The 17,092-nt window shown below is 69.0% G+C and carries 15 protein-coding genes and 6 pseudogenes; 11 read left to right on the forward strand and 10 right to left on the reverse strand.

What is annotated here, in order from left to right; genetic code table 11:
* The first annotated feature begins 477 nt into the window (after window positions 1-477).
* Genes PV419_RS40330 through PV419_RS40340 form a run of 3 tightly spaced genes read left to right on the forward strand, consistent with a single transcriptional unit; the run spans window position 478 to window position 1,822 of the window.
* Window positions 478-636, forward strand: coding sequence for a hypothetical protein (locus PV419_RS40330; protein ID WP_319697559.1), 159 nt, complete (start codon window positions 478-480; stop codon window positions 634-636).
* Window positions 637-695: 59 nt separating this feature from the next.
* Window positions 696-1,112, forward strand: a complete 417-nt coding sequence (locus PV419_RS40335; RefSeq protein ID WP_319697561.1) for a hypothetical protein — start codon at window positions 696-698, stop codon at window positions 1,110-1,112.
* A 17-nt stretch (window positions 1,113-1,129) separates the two neighbouring features.
* Window positions 1,130-1,822, forward strand: coding sequence for a hemerythrin domain-containing protein (locus tag PV419_RS40340; RefSeq protein ID WP_319697563.1), 693 nt, complete (start codon window positions 1,130-1,132; stop codon window positions 1,820-1,822).
* Window positions 1,823-1,907: 85 nt separating this feature from the next.
* Here PV419_RS40340 and PV419_RS40345 read toward each other — a convergent pair.
* Window positions 1,908-2,078 (reverse strand): annotated as a pseudogene (locus PV419_RS40345) (ribonuclease BN); the annotation flags it as partial.
* Window positions 2,079-2,119: 41 nt separating this feature from the next.
* Window positions 2,120-2,588, reverse strand: a pseudogene (locus PV419_RS40350) (integrase); the annotation flags it as partial.
* Window positions 2,589-2,894: 306 nt separating this feature from the next.
* Between PV419_RS40350 and PV419_RS40355 the strand changes: the two are divergent.
* Window positions 2,895-3,134: a hypothetical protein gene (locus tag PV419_RS40355; RefSeq protein ID WP_319697565.1), complete on the forward strand. Its 240-nt coding sequence runs from the start codon at window positions 2,895-2,897 to the stop codon at window positions 3,132-3,134.
* Window positions 3,135-3,256: 122 nt separating this feature from the next.
* On the opposite strand, the gene PV419_RS40360 is transcribed toward PV419_RS40355, so the two are convergent.
* Both PV419_RS40360 and PV419_RS40365 read right to left on the reverse strand, forming a co-directional pair.
* The gene (locus PV419_RS40360; protein ID WP_319697567.1) at window positions 3,257-4,624 is read right to left on the reverse strand and encodes a protein kinase domain-containing protein; all 1,368 of its coding nucleotides are present in this window, start codon (window positions 4,622-4,624) and stop codon (window positions 3,257-3,259) included.
* Between the two features lie 93 nt (window positions 4,625-4,717).
* Complete coding sequence (locus PV419_RS40365) at window positions 4,718-8,113, reverse strand: WD40 repeat domain-containing serine/threonine protein kinase (RefSeq protein WP_319697568.1); 3,396 nt, start codon at window positions 8,111-8,113, stop codon at window positions 4,718-4,720.
* Window positions 8,114-8,386: 273 nt separating this feature from the next.
* On the opposite strand from PV419_RS40365, the pseudogene PV419_RS40370 reads away from it, so the two are divergent.
* Window positions 8,387-8,629: pseudogene (locus PV419_RS40370) on the forward strand (hypothetical protein); the annotation flags it as partial.
* Window positions 8,630-8,758: 129 nt separating this feature from the next.
* Here PV419_RS40370 and PV419_RS40375 read toward each other — a convergent pair.
* The gene (locus PV419_RS40375) at window positions 8,759-8,947 is read right to left on the reverse strand and encodes a hypothetical protein (RefSeq protein WP_319697756.1); all 189 of its coding nucleotides are present in this window, start codon (window positions 8,945-8,947) and stop codon (window positions 8,759-8,761) included.
* A 359-nt stretch (window positions 8,948-9,306) separates the two neighbouring features.
* Entirely contained in the window at window positions 9,307-10,140 is an 834-nt protein-coding gene (locus tag PV419_RS40380) for a PIG-L family deacetylase (protein ID WP_319697570.1), read from the reverse strand.
* 356 nt (window positions 10,141-10,496) lie between these two features.
* On the opposite strand from PV419_RS40380, the gene PV419_RS40385 reads away from it, so the two are divergent.
* From PV419_RS40385 to PV419_RS40395, 3 genes and pseudogenes are all read left to right on the forward strand, one after another.
* Window positions 10,497-10,988, forward strand: a complete 492-nt coding sequence (locus PV419_RS40385; RefSeq protein WP_319697572.1) for a DUF2975 domain-containing protein — start codon at window positions 10,497-10,499, stop codon at window positions 10,986-10,988.
* On the forward strand, window positions 10,988-11,209 hold the full coding sequence (locus tag PV419_RS40390; RefSeq protein WP_037952025.1) for a helix-turn-helix domain-containing protein: 222 nt from the start codon (window positions 10,988-10,990) through the stop codon (window positions 11,207-11,209). Before PV419_RS40385 ends, PV419_RS40390 begins: the two co-directional genes overlap by 1 nt.
* Window positions 11,210-11,386: 177 nt before the next feature.
* Window positions 11,387-11,626 (forward strand): annotated as a pseudogene (locus PV419_RS40395) (GNAT family N-acetyltransferase); the annotation flags it as partial.
* Window positions 11,627-11,855: 229 nt separating this feature from the next.
* On the opposite strand, the gene PV419_RS40400 reads toward PV419_RS40395, so the two are convergent.
* Both PV419_RS40400 and PV419_RS40405 read right to left on the reverse strand, forming a co-directional pair.
* Window positions 11,856-12,116, reverse strand: a complete 261-nt coding sequence (locus tag PV419_RS40400; RefSeq protein ID WP_319697751.1) for a transposase — start codon at window positions 12,114-12,116, stop codon at window positions 11,856-11,858.
* Window positions 12,083-12,733: a DUF2461 family protein gene (locus tag PV419_RS40405; RefSeq protein ID WP_319697579.1), complete on the reverse strand. Its 651-nt coding sequence runs from the start codon at window positions 12,731-12,733 to the stop codon at window positions 12,083-12,085. Before PV419_RS40405 ends, PV419_RS40400 begins: the two co-directional genes overlap by 34 nt.
* Before the next feature lie 575 nt (window positions 12,734-13,308).
* Here PV419_RS40405 and PV419_RS40410 point away from each other — a divergent pair.
* Window positions 13,309-13,443, forward strand: a pseudogene (locus PV419_RS40410) (IS701 family transposase); the annotation flags it as partial.
* A gap of 86 nt (window positions 13,444-13,529) precedes the next feature.
* Window positions 13,530-13,659 (forward strand): annotated as a pseudogene (locus PV419_RS40415) (IS5/IS1182 family transposase); the annotation flags it as partial.
* Window positions 13,660-14,074: 415 nt separating this feature from the next.
* On the opposite strand, the gene PV419_RS40425 reads toward PV419_RS40415, so the two are convergent.
* Window positions 14,075-14,692, reverse strand: a complete 618-nt coding sequence (locus PV419_RS40425; protein WP_319697753.1) for a TetR/AcrR family transcriptional regulator — start codon at window positions 14,690-14,692, stop codon at window positions 14,075-14,077.
* 97 nt (window positions 14,693-14,789) lie between these two features.
* Between PV419_RS40425 and PV419_RS40430 the strand changes: the two genes are divergently transcribed.
* The gene (locus tag PV419_RS40430) at window positions 14,790-16,094 is read left to right on the forward strand and encodes an alpha/beta hydrolase (protein WP_319697580.1); all 1,305 of its coding nucleotides are present in this window, start codon (window positions 14,790-14,792) and stop codon (window positions 16,092-16,094) included.
* 18 nt (window positions 16,095-16,112) lie between these two features.
* Here the strand turns inward: PV419_RS40430 and PV419_RS40435 are convergent, their stop codons facing one another.
* Window positions 16,113-17,033: a zinc ribbon domain-containing protein gene (locus PV419_RS40435; RefSeq protein ID WP_319697581.1), complete on the reverse strand. Its 921-nt coding sequence runs from the start codon at window positions 17,031-17,033 to the stop codon at window positions 16,113-16,115.
* Window positions 17,034-17,092 lie beyond the last annotated feature (59 nt).

The following is a 17,092-nucleotide window of genomic DNA, read 5'->3' on the forward strand; positions in this document are numbered from 1 at the left end:
AACGGCGAGGTTCGCCATGACCCGCAGAAGGGCCTGCCGGTCCTGCGAGATCTCCTTCGCCAGATTCTCCAGGTCGTCGCCGCACGCCGAATCGCCGTGTTCTTTGACCAGGCGGCGGCGCGGAAGCGCCGGAAGGTGAGAGGCCTGCACCCGCCTGATCTTGTGGCGGCCGTCGAGGACGCGCTGCGTCGGACGGCGGATAGGGGGAACCCAGTGGGGGCAGACGACGCAACGGGAGACGTCCGATGAAGCGCACCAGCCTCGCGCTGTTGGGTACCGCCACACGTGTCGCGGGCGTGGCCGACTACGTGCGGGTGTCCTTGGCCGACTACGGCGCCTTCCTGGTGCCCGAGGGGATCGACGACCAGCGCCGTGTTCGCGTCCGGTCCGGTGCTGACCGGCTGGTTGGGGGCCGAACTCGGCGGGGTGGAGCCGGGGGACACGGTGGCGATGTGAGGGTGCGGAGCCGTCGGGCGGATGGCGGTACGCGCGGCGATGCTGCTGGGCGCCGAAGGGGCGATCTCCGCCCACCTGGCGGCCGACATCTTGCTGCTGGCCGAACCGCCCCGGGACTACGAGAGGCTCAGGAACAAGACGGACGGCTGCGTACGGGCGGTGTTACGCCCCGGCGGCTGACCGGCCCATACCCGCGCGCCCCCGAGCAGGAGGGTACGTACGGCAGGAAGGACGTGCGCATGCGGACACGGAGATCGCAAAAAGAACCCCCCGACAGGTACGGCCCTCTGGCCGTGGCGCACGGCGCGTTCAACGTCGTGGGCGGGTTGTGGCCACTGGTACACCTGCGCAGCTTCGAGTGGGTGTTCGGCTCGAAGCGGGAACGGTGGCTGCAACACACGGTCGGCGGCCTACTGGTCGCCAACGGGGTGTCCCAGCTCGCGGGGGCAGGCTCGGCCGACAGACGGGCCAGTGCGCGCACCACCGGTCTTACGACGGCCCTGACGCTGCTGGCGGTCGACCTGGCCTATGTACCCAAGGGGCGCATTCGCCCTACGTATCTCCTTGACGCCGTGATGGAGGCCGGCTGGATCACGGCCTGGCTCCGCGCGCGGCAGCGGGAGGGGGCCGGTAGGGCCCGAGCCCCCGGCTCGTGAACCGAGGAGAGAGAGCCATGGTGACAAGCGTCAAGGAACAGACCGTCGAAGAACTCGGCGGCTCCACCAGCGTCCTGGCCAGGCAGCGGCGCGACCACGCGGAGATCGACCGCCTGATGGACCGTTATGACACGACCACTGGCCTGGAGCGGGAAGCCGCCCTCAAGGGCCTCGTACGACGGGTCTTCGGCCATGCCTTCGCCGAGGAAACCGTCCTGTGGCCGGTGGTGCGACGGGCCGTGCCGGAGGGCGAGCGGCTGACATCCCAGGTGGAGGAAGAACATCAGCAGATCAACGACCTGGTCACCGACATCGAACGCCTCGACGCCGGGGACCCGTCCCGCGCCGAGGAGCTGGGCCAGGCCTTCGCTCTGATCCGCCAGGACATCCGGGACGAGGAAGACCAGCTGCTGCCGCGCCTGCGAGAGGCGATGTCCCCCACCCGGCTGCGTCGGATCGGCGCCGGCCGGGAGACCGCCCGCCGCGTCGCCCCCACCCACCCGCACCCCGTCGTGCCACGGCGACCACCAGGCAACGTCGTACTCGGAGTGCCGCTGAGCGCTTTCGACCGGGCACGGGACCTGCTCGGCACCGCCTCTCCGGGAGCACTGTTCAAGCGGCCCGCCGCCTGGGGTACCGGTCTTGCGCTGCTGACCTGGTCGGTGATCCGGTGGCTGCGCCGCGCCCGCGAGCCCGGCCCTCGCTGCTGAAGCCGCGCTGAAACCGCTGAGTCGGCGGATGGAATGGAGGAGGCGGACCGCGGCATCGCCCCGGCCGGCCGGGGGCGGTCGGTGCTTACTTCAGGCGGCGGCGGTCTTCCTCGTCCCACTTGCGGGTGTCACGCGGTTCTCCGTACGGCTCTTGATACCCGCCGGCGTCGGCGCCGGCGCGCCGGCGGGCGGTCTCGGCGTCGAACTCCAGGCCCGGCAGGATCGCGATGTCGGTGTTCCACAGCCACACCACGAAATGATCTGTGGCTGTGGGGCTCGAATAGTCATCGCTCCTGGTCAAGCGTCATATCTGTACTCGTTGATCACGCCGCTCAGGATGAGGATGCGCAGGACTCTGCCGCTGGCTGGCCCAAGGGCCGGTGGTGGTTTGTGAGCCTGGGGAGGTAGTTGGCATCGGGCCCGGTGGGGGCGGTGCGCGTGGTAGTACCTCTGGTACGTGGCGAGGACCCGGCGTGCGTGGGCTTCGCCGAGTATGAGGATATGGCCGAGGGCTTCCTGGCGGAGGGTTCAACCATTCGCAGTGGGCGTTGGCTTTTGGCGCACGGGCCGGCGTCTTGATGATCTCGATGTCCTCGGCCTGGAACACGGCGTCGAAAGTGTCGGTGTACTTGCTGTCGCGGTCTCGGATGAGGAAGCGCAGCGATTTTGGGTGTGCGGTGATGCCGGCGATGTGCAGGCGCCGGGTGTGGTGCTCGAGGAAGACGAGGGCGTACAGCCGTCGCAGGCTGACGGTGTCGATGTGGATGGGTGGGCGTCCGGCGCCCCGGGGTATGTGGACCGATCACACCCCTCACAACGGTGTGGGCGCTGGCGTGACCGCTCGCTGAGTCCCCGGCAGGGGGAGCTACAAGCAAGGGCTGGTCGGGCTGCGCCTGTTGTGACTCGTCAGCTGACGCGAGCCTGAACCAAGGAGCGGGCTCCCGGCGCCTGCGAGGATGGTCCCGGGCAGCGCCCGCCGAACCGGATGTCCAAAGGCTGCTCCCCGTGCTCACGGGGACAGGCCCAACTGCAACCCGCTTCCCCTTGCGGGGATAGTCCCGTCGCGCCCGCCGTGCTGGGCACCCGGGCATCACTGCTGACCGGCGGAGTGCAGCGGGGAGTGATCTCGACATCGATCGCGACGGCACCTGAGCTACGACGTCCTGACGACGTCGTTGCGGTCACATTGGGCAGCCAGCGGGTGCCGCGGCAGGGGGCCATTCTCAACCCGCCGCAGTACGCCCACGCGATCCTCGCCACGGACGAGTTCCTCGGGATCCTGCGGCTGCAACCTCAGGCAGCGGCGTCGTGACCTGACGGGGGGCGAACCCCGGAGTGCGAAGCGATGAAGCGGCGGACAAGTAGCGCAGGCTGTCCTTTGTTACCGTCACGGTCGCTGGCCGGTCTCTCCCGCGTAACTGCCGCAGTCAGGGCTCACCGCCCCGCCCGTTCCAGCGCCCCGCGCAGCTCCGCCGCGCTCGCGCAGCCGATTTCGGGGTGCTCCCGCAGCGCCGTGTCGATGATCTCCGCGAGGCGTCGTGGGATGGCCGGGTCGCGGCGGCGGATCGGGATCGCCGGTTCCTGCAGGACCACCTGCCAGGGGTCCTTGGCGCGCGGGAACTCGCGCGGGGTCCTTCCGGTCAGCATGTGGTAGAGGCAGGCGGCAAATGCCCAGACGTCCGCGGCGGGGGTGGCCTTGCGGAAGTCGATGACCTGTTGGCGCGGCATGAACATCGGTTTGCCCGCCGTGGTGCCGGTGCGTGTCAGCCCGCTCAGGCCCGCCTGGTCAAAGGCCTTTCCGATGCCGAAGTCCGCGATCTTCGCCGTCGTCGAGCCGTCGGTCTCCCGGTGCAGCAGGATGTTGGAGGGGCTCAGGTCGCGGTGGACGACGCCCTGCCCGTGCGCGTGTTCCAGGCCCTTGAGCGCCTGCACCGCGATGGGCACCGCTTCCTCGACCGGGATTCGCCCGCCGCGTTCGGCGACGAGCCGGTCCAGGCTGCCGCCGGTGCAGAACTCGGTTGTCAGATAGAAGGTTCCGTTCGCGAAGCCCGCGTCGTGGAGCGCGACGACGTGCGGATGTCTCATTGCCCGGGTGAGCGCCACCTCGCGCAGGAACCGGGCGCGCGCCGTCTCGCTCGCCGCCACCTTCGGCAGCATCACCTTCAGCGCCACCTCGACGCCGGTGGCCTCGTGCCGGGCCAGGTAGACCGCGCCCATGCCGCCACGGCCGAGCTCCCGGATCACCGAGTAGCCGCGGATGGCCATGAGGTCGGCGCGGCCGCCGTGCGCCAGCTCGAGCAGCAGCTTGAGCACGGCGTCGGGCCGGGCCTGACAGGCGGCGCACAACAACTCGCCGGGGCGGCCGCCCGCCTCGTCGCCCAGCTCGCGCTCGCACTTGGCGCAGCGCGCGAGCCTCAGCGTGGCGACCTGCGGCCGCGTGATGTCGACGCGGAACACAGTGTCACCGAGGCGGATCCGGTCGCCGTCCTTGAGGTCGTGCTCGGGGTAGGAATCCGCGACGGCCTCCTCGGGAGTGAGGCCGCGGCGCCGCTGGCCGATCTTCTCGCCGTTGACGTACGTGCCGTTGAGGCTGCCGAAGTCGCGGATGCGGATGTCCGGCGGGTTGATGTCGAGCAGGCAGTGGTGGCGGGAGACGGTCTTGTGGTCGGAGTCGTCGGGTAGTTGTGGCGAACAGTCGCTGGAGCGGCCGAGGACGCAGGTGGTGCGCTCCTCGAAGACGTACGCGCCGGGCTTTACCGGGCCCTCGACGAGGGTGAGCATGATGGTGGCCGAGGGCGTCACAGAGGATCGTCTCCTTGTGTGTGAGGGGAGGGGGCGGGACGGTGAACGTGAGCGTGCCGTCTGCGGCGTCGGACAGTACGCATCCCGCTCCGCTCAGTCGGCCACCAGCTCCCAGTCGAGGTCCCAGAGCCGGATGCCGTCGTCTCCCGCCGAGACCAAGTTGCGCAAATCGGGGGTGAGTTCGAGGTGCCGGATGCGTTGTTGGTGCCCTTCGAGCACATGCAGGCATCGGCCGGTGGCGACCTCCCACATCCGTACGGATCTGTCGTGGCCGGCCGAGAAGGCGAACCGGGCGTCGGGTGTGAACCGCACCGCGGAGACCCAGCCCTCGTGCCCCGCGAACTCGCGTACGGACCGCCCGGAACCGGCGTCCCACAGCCGGATAGGTTCGTCCTCGGCGCCCGAGGACATGACCTGGTGTGTGGACATGGCCAGGCGGCCGTCGGCGCTCAGGCACGCCGACAGGATCGGTTCCCCAGGGCCGGTCCAGGTCCGCAGGCAGGCTCCGGTGTCGAGATCTCGCAGCCGGACCACGCCGTTGCTGTCGCCGACCGCCGCGAGCCGTCCGTCCGCGGACGTGGAGATCACGTTGACCGGGCCGTTCCGGGTGATCGTCGCGATGCAGCGATCGTCGTCCAGGTCCCATCGGCGCAGCACGCCGTCGCCGCTGCCGAACCAGGCGTACCGCCCGTCGCCGGTGAACCTGATGGTCCTCCTCATGTCCCAGTCCGGAGTCAGCCGGAGGCACTCGCCGTCTGCCAGTCGCCGCCGAATGATTGCGAGTGGCTTGGTGCCCTCGCACAGGACGTGCCGACCGTCGTCGCTCAACGCCACCCCGCCCACTCTGCCCGGGTGATCGTTGAGGACGTGCGTGCACGCGCCGCTGTCCAGATCCCAAATCCGTACGGTGCCGTCACTCTGCCCGCTGACGGCGAGCCGGACATCCGCGGCGACACCGATCGCCGTGATGGCGCCGAAGGAGAGGGGGCCGGCGTCCAGTGGCCGCGACCAGGCGGAGCGCAGCCGTACGTGGCGCGCCGAGCGGCCCAGTTCGTGCCAGGCGGCCAGGACCTGGGGCGCGCGCTCGTATCCCGGGATCTCCCGCGCGCGGGTCAACAGGCCGAAGGCTGACCGGTGTCGGCCGTTCGACATCGCCTGGCGTGCGTCGGCGAGCAGTTCCTCGGCCAGGCCGCCGAGCCGGCTGACCTCCGCGTACTCGCGCGGCTTGATCACGTGCGGCTCGGCGGTGTATTCGGTATCGGGCAACCGCCAGCGATGCATGGGCAGTTCGGGATGCCCGCCGACGGAGCAGCCGAACCGGTCGTCGCTGTCCGGGAATCCGACGTGGTGCATTCCGTACGCGTGGGCGGTGAAGGTCCGCAGACACCGGCCGCTGCTCAGCTCCCAGATCTGAACGGTGTGGTCGCCGGTCGTTCCGGACAGCAGCAGCCGCCCACTCTCGCCGAAGGCCAGGTGACCGGCCGCGGCGGTCAGCCCCGACAACGTACGCAACCTACGGACCCGCTGGCCGTTCCCCACATCCCACAACCGGATCACCCGGTCCTCGCCGGCCACCGCGACCATCCGCCCGTCGGGACTGAAGCACAGCGCATGCGTCGCCGAGCCGGCGGCCAGCACCTGGCACCGGCCATCGGCCACGCTCCACAGCCGCGCCCCGTCCTCCTCGGCGGTGAGCACATGGCGCCCGTCGGCGCTCACCTCGTACTGCGAGCCGTCCAGGGCGCTGTCCTTGAGTGCTGCCCCGAGCAACCACCGGCAGGTCCCGGTCCGCGGTTCCCAGACCTGGACGCGCCCGTCCACGCCCTGCCACACACCGATGCGTCCGTCGGCACTCAACCTGACCGGGCACCCCGTGGCGCGTGCGGCGGAGCGGATGACGCGGGTACACCTGCCCGCCCTGAGATCCCAGAACTGCACCGTGCCGTCGCGGCTCGTGGACAGTGCGTACGAGCCGTCAGGGGTGAGGTCGACGCCGAGCACCTGCGTGCGGTGGCCCTCGACCGCCAACCGCTGTGCGCAGGTCGCCGTGTCCCACAGCCGGAGCGCGCCGTCCCAGTGGCCGCTCAGCGCGAGGCGTCCGTCGGGAGTGAACCGGATCGGCAGGTAGCCCATCACCTCGTGCCGGGCGAGCAGTTCCACCGGCGCGAACGGCAGCGCGAACGGCTCGCGAAACACGCGGGTGCCGGTGTGGCGGGCATCGGCCACGGTTCCGGAGGCCGCCACCCGCAGCGCCGCCCGTACGTCGGTGTCGTCGGGCCGTTCGCGCGCGAGGGCGTCGAGCAGGTCGTGTGCCGCCGCGAGGTCGCCGCGTTCGAGGTGGACCCGGGCCAGAAACAGCTGCACCTGCCAGGAGGACGCGCCGGACCCACGCGGGATCGCCTCCAATTGGGCGACGAGTTCCCCATCGGTGATCGCCCCCGTACGCCACCGGAACAGGCCACCGTTGTACACGGCCCCGACGTGGTGCGGGTCGACCGCGAGCGCCTGGTCGAAGGCATGTTCGGCGTCGGTGGCCCGGTCCAGGTCGAGGAGCGACAGGCCACGGTTGTTGAGCTCGTCGGCGCGCAGATCGGCGGCCTGCGACGTGGGACGCGGATACGCCGAGCCGGTCGCCTGCTCGTAGATCCCGGTCAGTACATCCGCGATGTCCGCCATCGAGGCCGGCCGGTGGGCCGGGTGCTGCCGCAGGCAGCGCCGGAGCAGGTGGGCGACTTCCGGTGGCGCCGCGACCGGATTCGAGGGGTCGGCCAGGTATTCCTCCAGCGCGAGACCCGCGACCGAACCAGCCGCCCAATGCACACCTCCGGTGAACATCTCCAGGACCGAGACCGCGAAACTGTAGACATCGCTGCGCCGCCCGACGGGCTCGCCCGCGAGTTGCTCCGGGGACGCGTAGCCGACCGTCATGCCGCCGGACGGCACCAACACGCTGGCGCCCGGCGTCACTTGGAGGTCAGCCGGGGCCGTGGCGGCCTTGGACCGGGCGAGACCGAAGTCGGTGATCTTCGCGGCGCCCGTGCCGTCGAGCAGAATGTTGGCCGGCTTCACGTCCTGGTGCACCAGGTCTCTGCTATGCGCGTGCTCGAGCCCACGGGCCGCTTGGACTGCCGTGTCGAGAACACGGGCGAGGGCCTGTCGCGCATCCCCGGCGTGGAGGCGCCCGTCGCCGATCCACTCGGCCAGGCTGCCGCCGTCGACGTACTCGGCGAACACGCGGGGGACACCGTCGATCACCCGCACGTAATGGCATGCGCAGACGTTCGGATGGAGCCCGAGGGAAACCCACGCCTCGGCCTCCCTGACGAACAGCTCCTGATCACCGGGACTCCGAAACAGCTCGGGCCGCGAACTCTTCACTGCCATGTCGATGCCCCAGGCGAGATGCCGTACCCGGTGCACGACGCCCATCCCGCCCCGGCCAAGCTCGCCGATCACCCGGTACCGGCCGTCGACGGTTTCGCCGGTCACCCAAACGGTCGGAGACGTAGGTGCGTTCACTGGGATTCCTCATCGTGGTTGCGGCAGAAGTCGCTGTCCTGGAAGGCCCGGACGCAGAAGGCCCCGTTGTCAGATTTCGACGAGGGTCAGTATGTGACGTCGTCGATCCTGGTGTCGATGTTTCAGGCTCACGCGTGATCGGTGATTGTGGGTCTGCGATTGCTCTACCTGATCTTCTTAGATCATCGCGCTTCGTCATGAGGTCGCTGTACTGCACCGACAGATCGAGCGGCCGCAGCTCTCATGGGCCGATCGTGCCGTGCTCTGCGCTCTCGCGCGGCACCTGCCGCCGCCGTCACCGCGATCCGGCGCGTCCTGCGCCGCTCCGGTCTACCGCCCGCACCGCAGCGAGCATCCCAGCAGACCTGGTGTGCGTTTTGTCCCCGGTCCAACGCGTTCGCCGAACGATGGATACGCACAGCCCGCGCCGAATGCACCGACCGACTCCTCATCATCGGTGAACGACACCTGCGTACGGTCCTCAGTGCTTACGCCGAGCACTACAACGCGAGACGGGCCCACCGCGGCCTCGGCCTACGAGCACCCGACGATGACCCGAACGTCATCCCCCTGCCCGGCGCCACGTCAGGCGCCGCCAGATACTTGGCGGACTGCTCAACGAATACCACACCACGCCACCCCGGCTGCCTCACCATCCACACGGTTCGCGGTGACGAGGTGTCCCGCTTCGGCCACGATGAACTCCGCGACCGCAACCGTGCGCAACCTCTGCTCGAGGACTTCTTTCAGCAGCTCCTCAACCGCTGACCGCAGCAACGCACCTGACGTGTGGGCGTTGACCAAAGTGCGCAGCCTCGCTACAGCCGGGACCATGGATGAACGCACCGACCTGCCAGTCTTACGCTCCGCTTCATAGGTGCAGCCGATATGAAGCGGAGCGTAAGGCTGTGGAGCGAAAACTGAGAACCTAGGCCCCGGGTAGCGTCTCGCGGTTGTGTCGGAGACCGCCCTGGTGACCTACGGCCTCTTCATCTGCTTCACGGCGTGTCGGACATCGGAGTCCCAGCTTCGTGTCGCCTCCTCGGCAGGGCCTGGACGCGGGCTGCCGGAGCGGAACTCGCATGCACAAGCCTCCGGGTGTGTGACCCGCTCGATCGCGCCGTGCGGTCGATGAGCTTTCCGGGGCCGGTCGGACGGTCGGATCAGCGGAGTCCGGCAAAGAGATCGTTCTCGGGTACGGTCGCGCCGGTGGCGTCCTGGACACGTACGAAGGTCTCGATGCCCATCAACTCGCTGAACCTCTCCTTGCCCATCTTGAGGAAGAAGATGTTCTCGCCCTGACTGGCGTGCGCGGCCAGCGCGTCGAACTTCTGACCGCTGAACGCGGTGGTGTCCACCCACGTGGTGATCTCATCGTCGGGGAGGCCGATCTCGGCCAGCGCGGCGGCCTCGGCGGGATCCGGCTCCGGTATGTCCTCACGGAACTCGTGCATGATCTCGCCGAACCGCTGCATCATCGAGCGGGGCATCGTGGTCCAGTACACCTTCGGTGTCAGCGCGGTCATCTCCAGCGCCGCCATCGTGATGCGGTGGGCCTGGATGTGGTCGGGGTGGCCGTAGAAGCCGTTCTCGTCGTAGGTGACGACCACATCGGGTCGGTAGTGCCGCATGAGTTCCGCGAGTCGGGCGGCGCCTTCCTCCACGGGGGTCTGCCAGAAGGATCCGGGGGCGTCGTTGCTCGGCCAGCCCATCATCCCGGAGTCGGCATAGTCCAGCGTCTCCAGATCGCTGACCTTCAGGACGTCGCAGCTCGCCTCAAGTTCTTGACGGCGCATCAAGGCGACGGCCGCCGGATCGTGCCCGGGAGCGCCCGGCTTGATACCCCCCGGTCCGTCACCGCAGCCGCCGTCGGTACACGTCACGAGAACCGTGCGGATGCCTTCCGCCGCGTACCGTGCGAGGACCCCTCCGGTTCCGGTTGCCTCGTCGTCGGGGTGGGCATGCACTGCCATGAGCGTCAAGGGCCGGTCAGTCATGAAACAGTCCTCCTGCAGAAAACGTCTTGGTCCGGGTGCGCGGCGTGCGTACCGCGATCCTGGGGCTCGGATCCTGGTGGGCGGACGACCTTGTGGTCCCCGTGTTCCCCGTCCGTGCGGCGCCGGTCCCTCGGTCGATGCAACCTGCCGGCCAGACCGGCTGTTCCCGGCGCGGCCGCTTGGCCTTCCAGGCGTCGGCGTTCAACGCGAACGAGGTACAGGCGCGCCCTGCATGCGAGGTCCGGCTTCCTGGACCAGGGCTTCGGTGTAGCCCACCGCCCGCCCTCCGACTCAACCCTTGATTCATCTATCGATACTCGATAGATTCCCATCGCAACTCGATGGAAGGAGGGGGCATGGGACAGCTGGCAGTGCGTGCGCTTCGCGCCGTGCTCATGGTGGTGCTCGCCGGCACTGTGTCCGTGCAGGCGTTGATGGTGTGGGTTTTGGTCAGCGGGAGCGATCCGGAGGACGGGTCGCTCCCGCTGACCCCGCTGCGCGTGATCACGATCCTGGGCATGGGCTCGGCCCAGGTCGCCCTGGTCAGCGTATGGCGACTGGTGACGATGGTGCGATGCGGAACCGTGTTCTCCCATGCCGCCTTCCGGTACGTGGACGCCGTGATCGGCGCGATCGTGGCGGCTGCCCTCCTGTGGTTCGCGGTCACGGCCCTGGGTGCGCCGGGCCAGCGGGCCGACCCGGGCGTCACCGTCATCATGAGCGGGGTTGGCGTGGCCATCCTGGGGGTCGCACTCATCGTGCTCGTGCTGCGGATGCTGCTCGCCCAGGCCGTCGCGCGCGACGTCGAAGCGGCACAGATGCGGGCCGAGTTGGACGAGGTGATCTGATGCCGATCGTCGTCGACATCGACGTGATGCTGGCCAGGCGGAAGATGTCCGTGGGCGACCTCGCGGACCGCGTAGGGATCACGCCCGCCAATCTGGCGGTACTCAAGAACGGCCGCGCCAAGGCGGTGCGTTTCGCGACGCTCGCCGCGCTCTGCGAGGTGCTCAAGTGCCAGCCGGGCGACCTGCTGCGTTGGGAGGCCGAGGACGCCGCGGGCGAATGACGTCCCCCGGGCGGGGGTGAAAACGTCTGGCACCACCGGCCCGCGGCACGGCGCGTGGACCGCATGGACGTGGATCACCGATCACCCGCAGCACCATCCCGATTCCACGGACCAGATCAGCTGAGGCATAGACCAGACGCCTTGCGACGGGGCAATGTGAGACCCCACACCACCATCACCACGCCCGAGATCGCCTACGAACTGTTCCGGTGTGTGCACGGACAGGGCTTCGCGACCGAAGCGGCTTCCGCGGTGCTCGAGGCCACGATCGTGACCGGACGGCGGCGGCTCTGGGCGACGGTGGGTCCCTGGAACGCGCCGTCGTTTCGCGTCCTCGACAAGGTTGGGGTCAAGCGCGACCACGTAGCGACCGATGACCGTGGCGAACTGGTGTGGTTCACTCGCTTTCTGCTGTAAGCGGCGCGTTGCGGTGACGCTCACCGCAGGACCAGCGGAACGTGCGTACCGGAACCACATCCTCGAAACAGCCCGTCAAACGGTCCCGTACAGGACCGACGATGCCTGTGCCCCGCGTCCAGGTACGACACTCGACACACAGGGCAAAGCCCCTTGTCGTCCGCCGGTAGATAGGGCACTCCCAGGGTGTGAGCGCCGTATCCGGCTCTGGAGCGCCGTAACGAGACGGTTACTGTGACGGATGGGCGGTCACATCCGCGCGGACGGCGAGCACGTAGGCGAGCCCGCGGTCGGCCAGGGCGGCCCGCAGGTGTGCGGTGGTGCCGTAGGCGGCATCGGCCACCACCACCGACGGCTTCATGGGCCTGCCGCATGCTGAGCGGGAGCGCCCGGCTGTTCTCCAGCGCCGATTGGCCTGAGCACGGGGCCGACGGTGCGGGCAGAGCGCTTCCGGTATCAGGCGGGGCCGTTCACGTGACGGACCAGCCAGGTGAGCATGGGGTCCAGGTCGTCGGCGGCCGCGAGGACTTTGCCGACGGCTTCAGGGGTGTGGAGCCAGTTGTCGCAGCCAAGGGGCTGGGCAGCGATCAGTGAGCGGTGGCGCAGCAGGTCCGCGCGGAAGTGGTCGGACGGATAACCCCGTGGGGGGTGCTTCATGACGTCCCCGGAGATGTCGTAGCCCTCTTGCCGCAAGCCTGCGACGATGGCGGACAGTTCGCGGCCGCTGCTCTCGGCGGCGACGGCCTTGCGGAACATGGCGACCTGGCCCGGGTCCGGATACCACCAAGCCCCCTGGATCCGCAGGCCGTCCAGATCGAACCGCAGACCGATCTCGATCTTGCGGCTGAGTCGGATCACCGCGCCCTGATGCTGCCACCACCAGGCGTTTGTGCGGTAGTGCCAGACAGAGAAGTCCTCGTACCGTGGATCGACGTCCGCCACATCATTCAGCAACGCGATCATCGGCTGCCGGACGAGGCGTTCGCGATCCGCGCGGTACTGTTCGCGCACCGCGCTTGAGGGCTCGCCCTGCAGGTGCAGTAACACGTCCATGGCCCGCTCAGGCCAGCCGGTGAACCGTATGCTCATGCCGGCACCGTAACCCACCCATGATCCATACAAGGACGTAGGCGACGGGCCGGGAGGCGTACCTCCAGACACGTGGGAGGTGGTGCGCCGGGCGGGCCGGCTGGAGCGCGGCGCAGGAGAAGACGTCCGTTGGCCCTACGCGTGCCAATTCCTCAAAGGGCGGCATCGGGTCGGTTCTTCTCAAGCCCCGTGCAGTCGTCCCACAGCTCTCAGGAGGGGGTTGCCGCGCGGGGCCCAGACGCATCGGCGGCCGTGTCCGGGGCGGTAGCCGAGTAGAAGACGGAACGATCGCAGACGCCGCAAGGCGGGCAACGGCAGCCGGTGCAGCAGCGCCGCCAGGAGCGCTCGGTCGCTCGGGCTGAACCGGACTTTTCCCTTGTCGAGTTGGCGTTCCAGGACCGTGATCTGATGACGGAGAGCCAGAATCTCCGTATCCGTCACACCGAGGTAGGCCAGTCGCAGCAGCACGATCGATCATCATTATGTGTGAACCACCGGCTACGCGAGAGCATCTGCACCAGCGGCCGTGGCCGACGACCGTGCAGCTCGGTGTACCCGCTGCGACCAGGGCGGATGACATTCTCGGCAAGCGCAACCGCCACATGACCCTGGCCATGGCCGTCCACGTCTGTCTGACCGTTCTGCGCGCCCGAGCGCCGAACACAGAGAAAGCAGAAACGGATCCTCCCAGCTCATCCACCTCAGCCTCGCCGAGATCCGACGTCTGATCACTCGCCTCACCGACCGCCGCCCCACTCCGATCGAGCACATCCTGCACTGGCGACGCCGCCGCCAGCACCAAGCCCGCATCAGCGAGGCAGTGATCCCGGAGAAGAGGAACCAGGCCGCCAACCGGAGGAAGAAGGGGCTCCAGGGGCGGTCGGCCCGTCAGCCATGACGCCGACCTCTACAAGGACAGGAACACCGTCGAGCGCCTGATCAACAACCCCGGCATCTCGAAGCCTCCGCGAAGTAGGCGCCGCTGCCCGTGACGTACGGGCGAGCATCGTCTCCTCCGCCGCGTAGACGGTTGGCCACCGGTCTCGCCGCGTGCAGCGGCAGCTCGTCGAGCCGCACCGCGCTCTGGAGCAGGGCTGCGGACAAAGGCCGCTGCAGGCTGCGGACTGCCGGGCGTTGAGCGGTCGTGCCGGGCGACTTCGGCCAGCCCGTCCTCACCGACCGCAGTGACGATCAGCTCGTCGCCGTTGAAACGGGCCCAGGCCCGGGTGTCGACCAGCTGGCGCTGGAGCGATACCACACCCCTTCAACAAAGACCGTGGCGTCCGAGTTCAGCCGCCGCGTGGGGCAGAGCGCGACCGCGACGACGTAGTAGGTGTTCAGGGCAAGGCGTTTCGTCAGCTACGTGGCGGGGTCGGCGTGTCGAAGGCTGGAGAACACTGCGGGGGTCGTCCAGCCGCGCAGCGTTGCGGGAATCGTCGATCGGAATGTGGCCTCGGCCGTGGCGGCGTCGAGGGCCCCAGCCAGTTCGAGAGTCACAAGCCCGTGGAGAGTCACCCAGATAGAGAGGGCGATGAATGTCGCTTCGCCGGCGAGGACGGACTCCGTCAAGGCGCGATCGATCGCCGCGAGGAGCGGCTGGATGGGGTCACTGGTGCCGACTGTGCCCGACGGGTCGAAGGATTGCACACCACCGAACAGCACCGTGTAGAGATGGCTGTGTTCGCGTCCCCATCGACGGTATGCGGCGGCCAGGGCGTAGAGGTCGGCAAGGGGGTCTTCAGAGGTCGGCACTGCCGACACTTCCTGGAACAGGCCGGCGACGGCTCTGTTGCGTACCTCGCCGATCAGCCCGTCCTTGCCGCCGAACAAGGAGTACACCGCCGTCGTCGACGTCCCGGCGGCAGTGGCCAGGGCGCGGAGTGTGACCGACTCCTGCGGATGGGTGGCGAGCATTTCGGTCGCGCACGCCACTAGTCGCTCTTTGACGGTCTCGTCGTTCGTTCTCGGCCTACCCACGGCGAACAGCTTAGCTCCTCTGATAACGTCGTTTTGAAACATCGTTCTGAAACTGCTGGAGACCCTCATGCCACCGTCCGTGATACGTCCTGTCCGCTTGGCCGGTCGCCTGGCGCTGGCCCTGGCTGCCATCGCGGGGCTGGTCGTCCTCTTCCTGGCACTCATCGTCCTCACGGACGGAGCAGCCTCGGGGCTCCCCGCGTGGGGGACAACCCTGGGAATTGCGACTGCCGCCGCACTGTGGTGGGGTCGGCGCCGTCCCTGGCCGGCGCGGCTCGTGCCGTTCCTGCCGGTGGTCGTCGCGGCAGCACTGACGGCGTCGGTCTGCATCCCGACCGTGCCCACGGCGCGGCGGTCCCCGCCCGACCTGCCTTTCGTGGCCACGCAGCACTGGACCCTGGCCACAGGCAGCCGGGTCGCGGTGTATCACTACCCGCCCGCGAACGCCGGCACCCGACACCCCGTTCCGCTCGTGTACCTCCACGGCGGACCGGTTCGCGGTATCTCGGTTCTTGACCACCGGTTCCTGCAGCTTCTGGCGCGACAGGGCTACGACGTCCACGCCTACGAACAGGCCGGCGGGGGACGAAGCGACCTGCTTCCCATGGACCAGTACACGATTGCCAGGTCGGTCCGCGATCTCGACGCCTTCGTCGACCGTCTGGGCAAGGGCAGGGTCGACATCCTCGGGTTCTCCGCAGGCGGCGTCGTGCTCACGCGAGCCCTGGCCGACCCGCGCGTCGCCGCCCGTCTGCACCGGGCGATCATCGCCGAGCCCGGCCCGATGGACGGCCCCACCGCACACATCACCGGGCACAAGGGCCGAGAATCCGCGCGCGACCTCGCGCCGACCATGACGGGACCGCGGTCCACCCGCACCCCCCGGTACGCAGTCGCATTCGGCCTCATGCGACTCGGGCTGCTCACCCCCGACACCGGGCTGATCGGACAGGCCGAGGGCGTCAACGCGTTCACCGCCGCCGATCTCGGCAGCGACACCGCATCCAGCTACTGCGCGCGCGACGCGCACCGCATCCCGGTCGAGGACACGGAACAGAACTTCTCCTTCAGCGCCGCCGCCAGTCTCCGCATCCAGGAGACGATCAAGGACTCACCCTCCATCGCCCCGCAACTGAGGCACTCCCGGACCCCCGCGATGCTGATGATCGCCGAGTGCTCCTCCCAGGTCCGTCAATGGGCGACCACCATCCTTGCCAATGATCCCGCCATCCAGCGCACGCAGTACATGCCCGGCGTTGGACACCACATGTGGAACGGCCTCGACGACAACAACGACCGAGCCGCCGCCGTCGTCAGCGCATTCCTTCAGGACAAGCCGACCCCCCTGCCGAACTACCCGACCCGCAGCAAGATCCCCGCTTTCCTTCGCGACCACAAGTGACGACGACCTGTAGCGTCTCTAATCGGTTTGGGTTTCCTGGGTGATCCTGGGTGTTCGGGACCGCTCGGGAGGAGGGTGACTCGGCTGTCCCCGGGTGGGGGTGGTGTGGGCGTGGCGGTGGAAGCCTGCCCCGAGTCTGGCCCCGTCCGGCCGATGTGGCCGGGCGGGGGTGCCGATCGTGTTCGGTCCCTGCTGCCGTGTCCGCCGCCGGCTGCGGTGGGTCGGGTGCGTGGGGGGCCGCCCCGCGGGACGCTTGCCACCCGGCCGCGCTCTGGTTGGGGTGCGGGTGTCGGGTGGGGCGGGGACCTTGCGCCGCTTCCCGGGCACAGGGCGTTTTGCTGTGGGTCCGCTCTTGGTGCGGTCCCGGGTCTGCTGCTGGACCGTGCTCGCCTGGTCCAGGGCCTGGACCACGCTGCGGATGACGAAGGTGTTGCTGGTGCGGTCGAGGCTGGTCTTGTGCTGGTGGGTCAGGCCGCGGGCGCCGGTCCGCTGCCATGCGGCGTTGTCCCGGCCGGTGCTGTACCCGCACGCATCGCCTGGGCAGGTGGCCCAGGCCCAGCCCGCCGCCCGGTCGCCTGGGGCTTTGTGGTGGCGGAAGGCGGTCAGACACCGGGGGCAGTATTGCGATGTGCCCCGGGGCGGGACGATGACGACCGCGATACCGTGGGCCGCGGCCTGGTGGCGGACCTGGGCGACGATCGCGCCGCGCACGGTCTGGGACAGGCGGGTGTTGAGTGTGCGGCCTTTGCCGCGTGCCTGGATGTCGCGGAGGTCTTCGAGGTAGATGACCCGGGCTCCGGCGGCGGTCGCGTGGTCGGTCATGAAGCGGGCGGCGGCCTTGGCGAGTGCCGCGTTCAGCCGGGTACGGCGCCTCGCGACACGTTCGCCCTCGGTCTGCAGGACGGCGAGTCTCGCCACCAGCCAGGGGCCCGGGCGCATCCCGCGCTCCTGGCGGGAGGCGATCAGGGGTGCGCAGCTGGTCGATGCGGGCGCTGATG

Source organism: Streptomyces sp. ME19-01-6 (assembly GCF_033793745.1).
Lineage (GTDB): Bacteria > Actinomycetota > Actinomycetes > Streptomycetales > Streptomycetaceae > Streptomyces.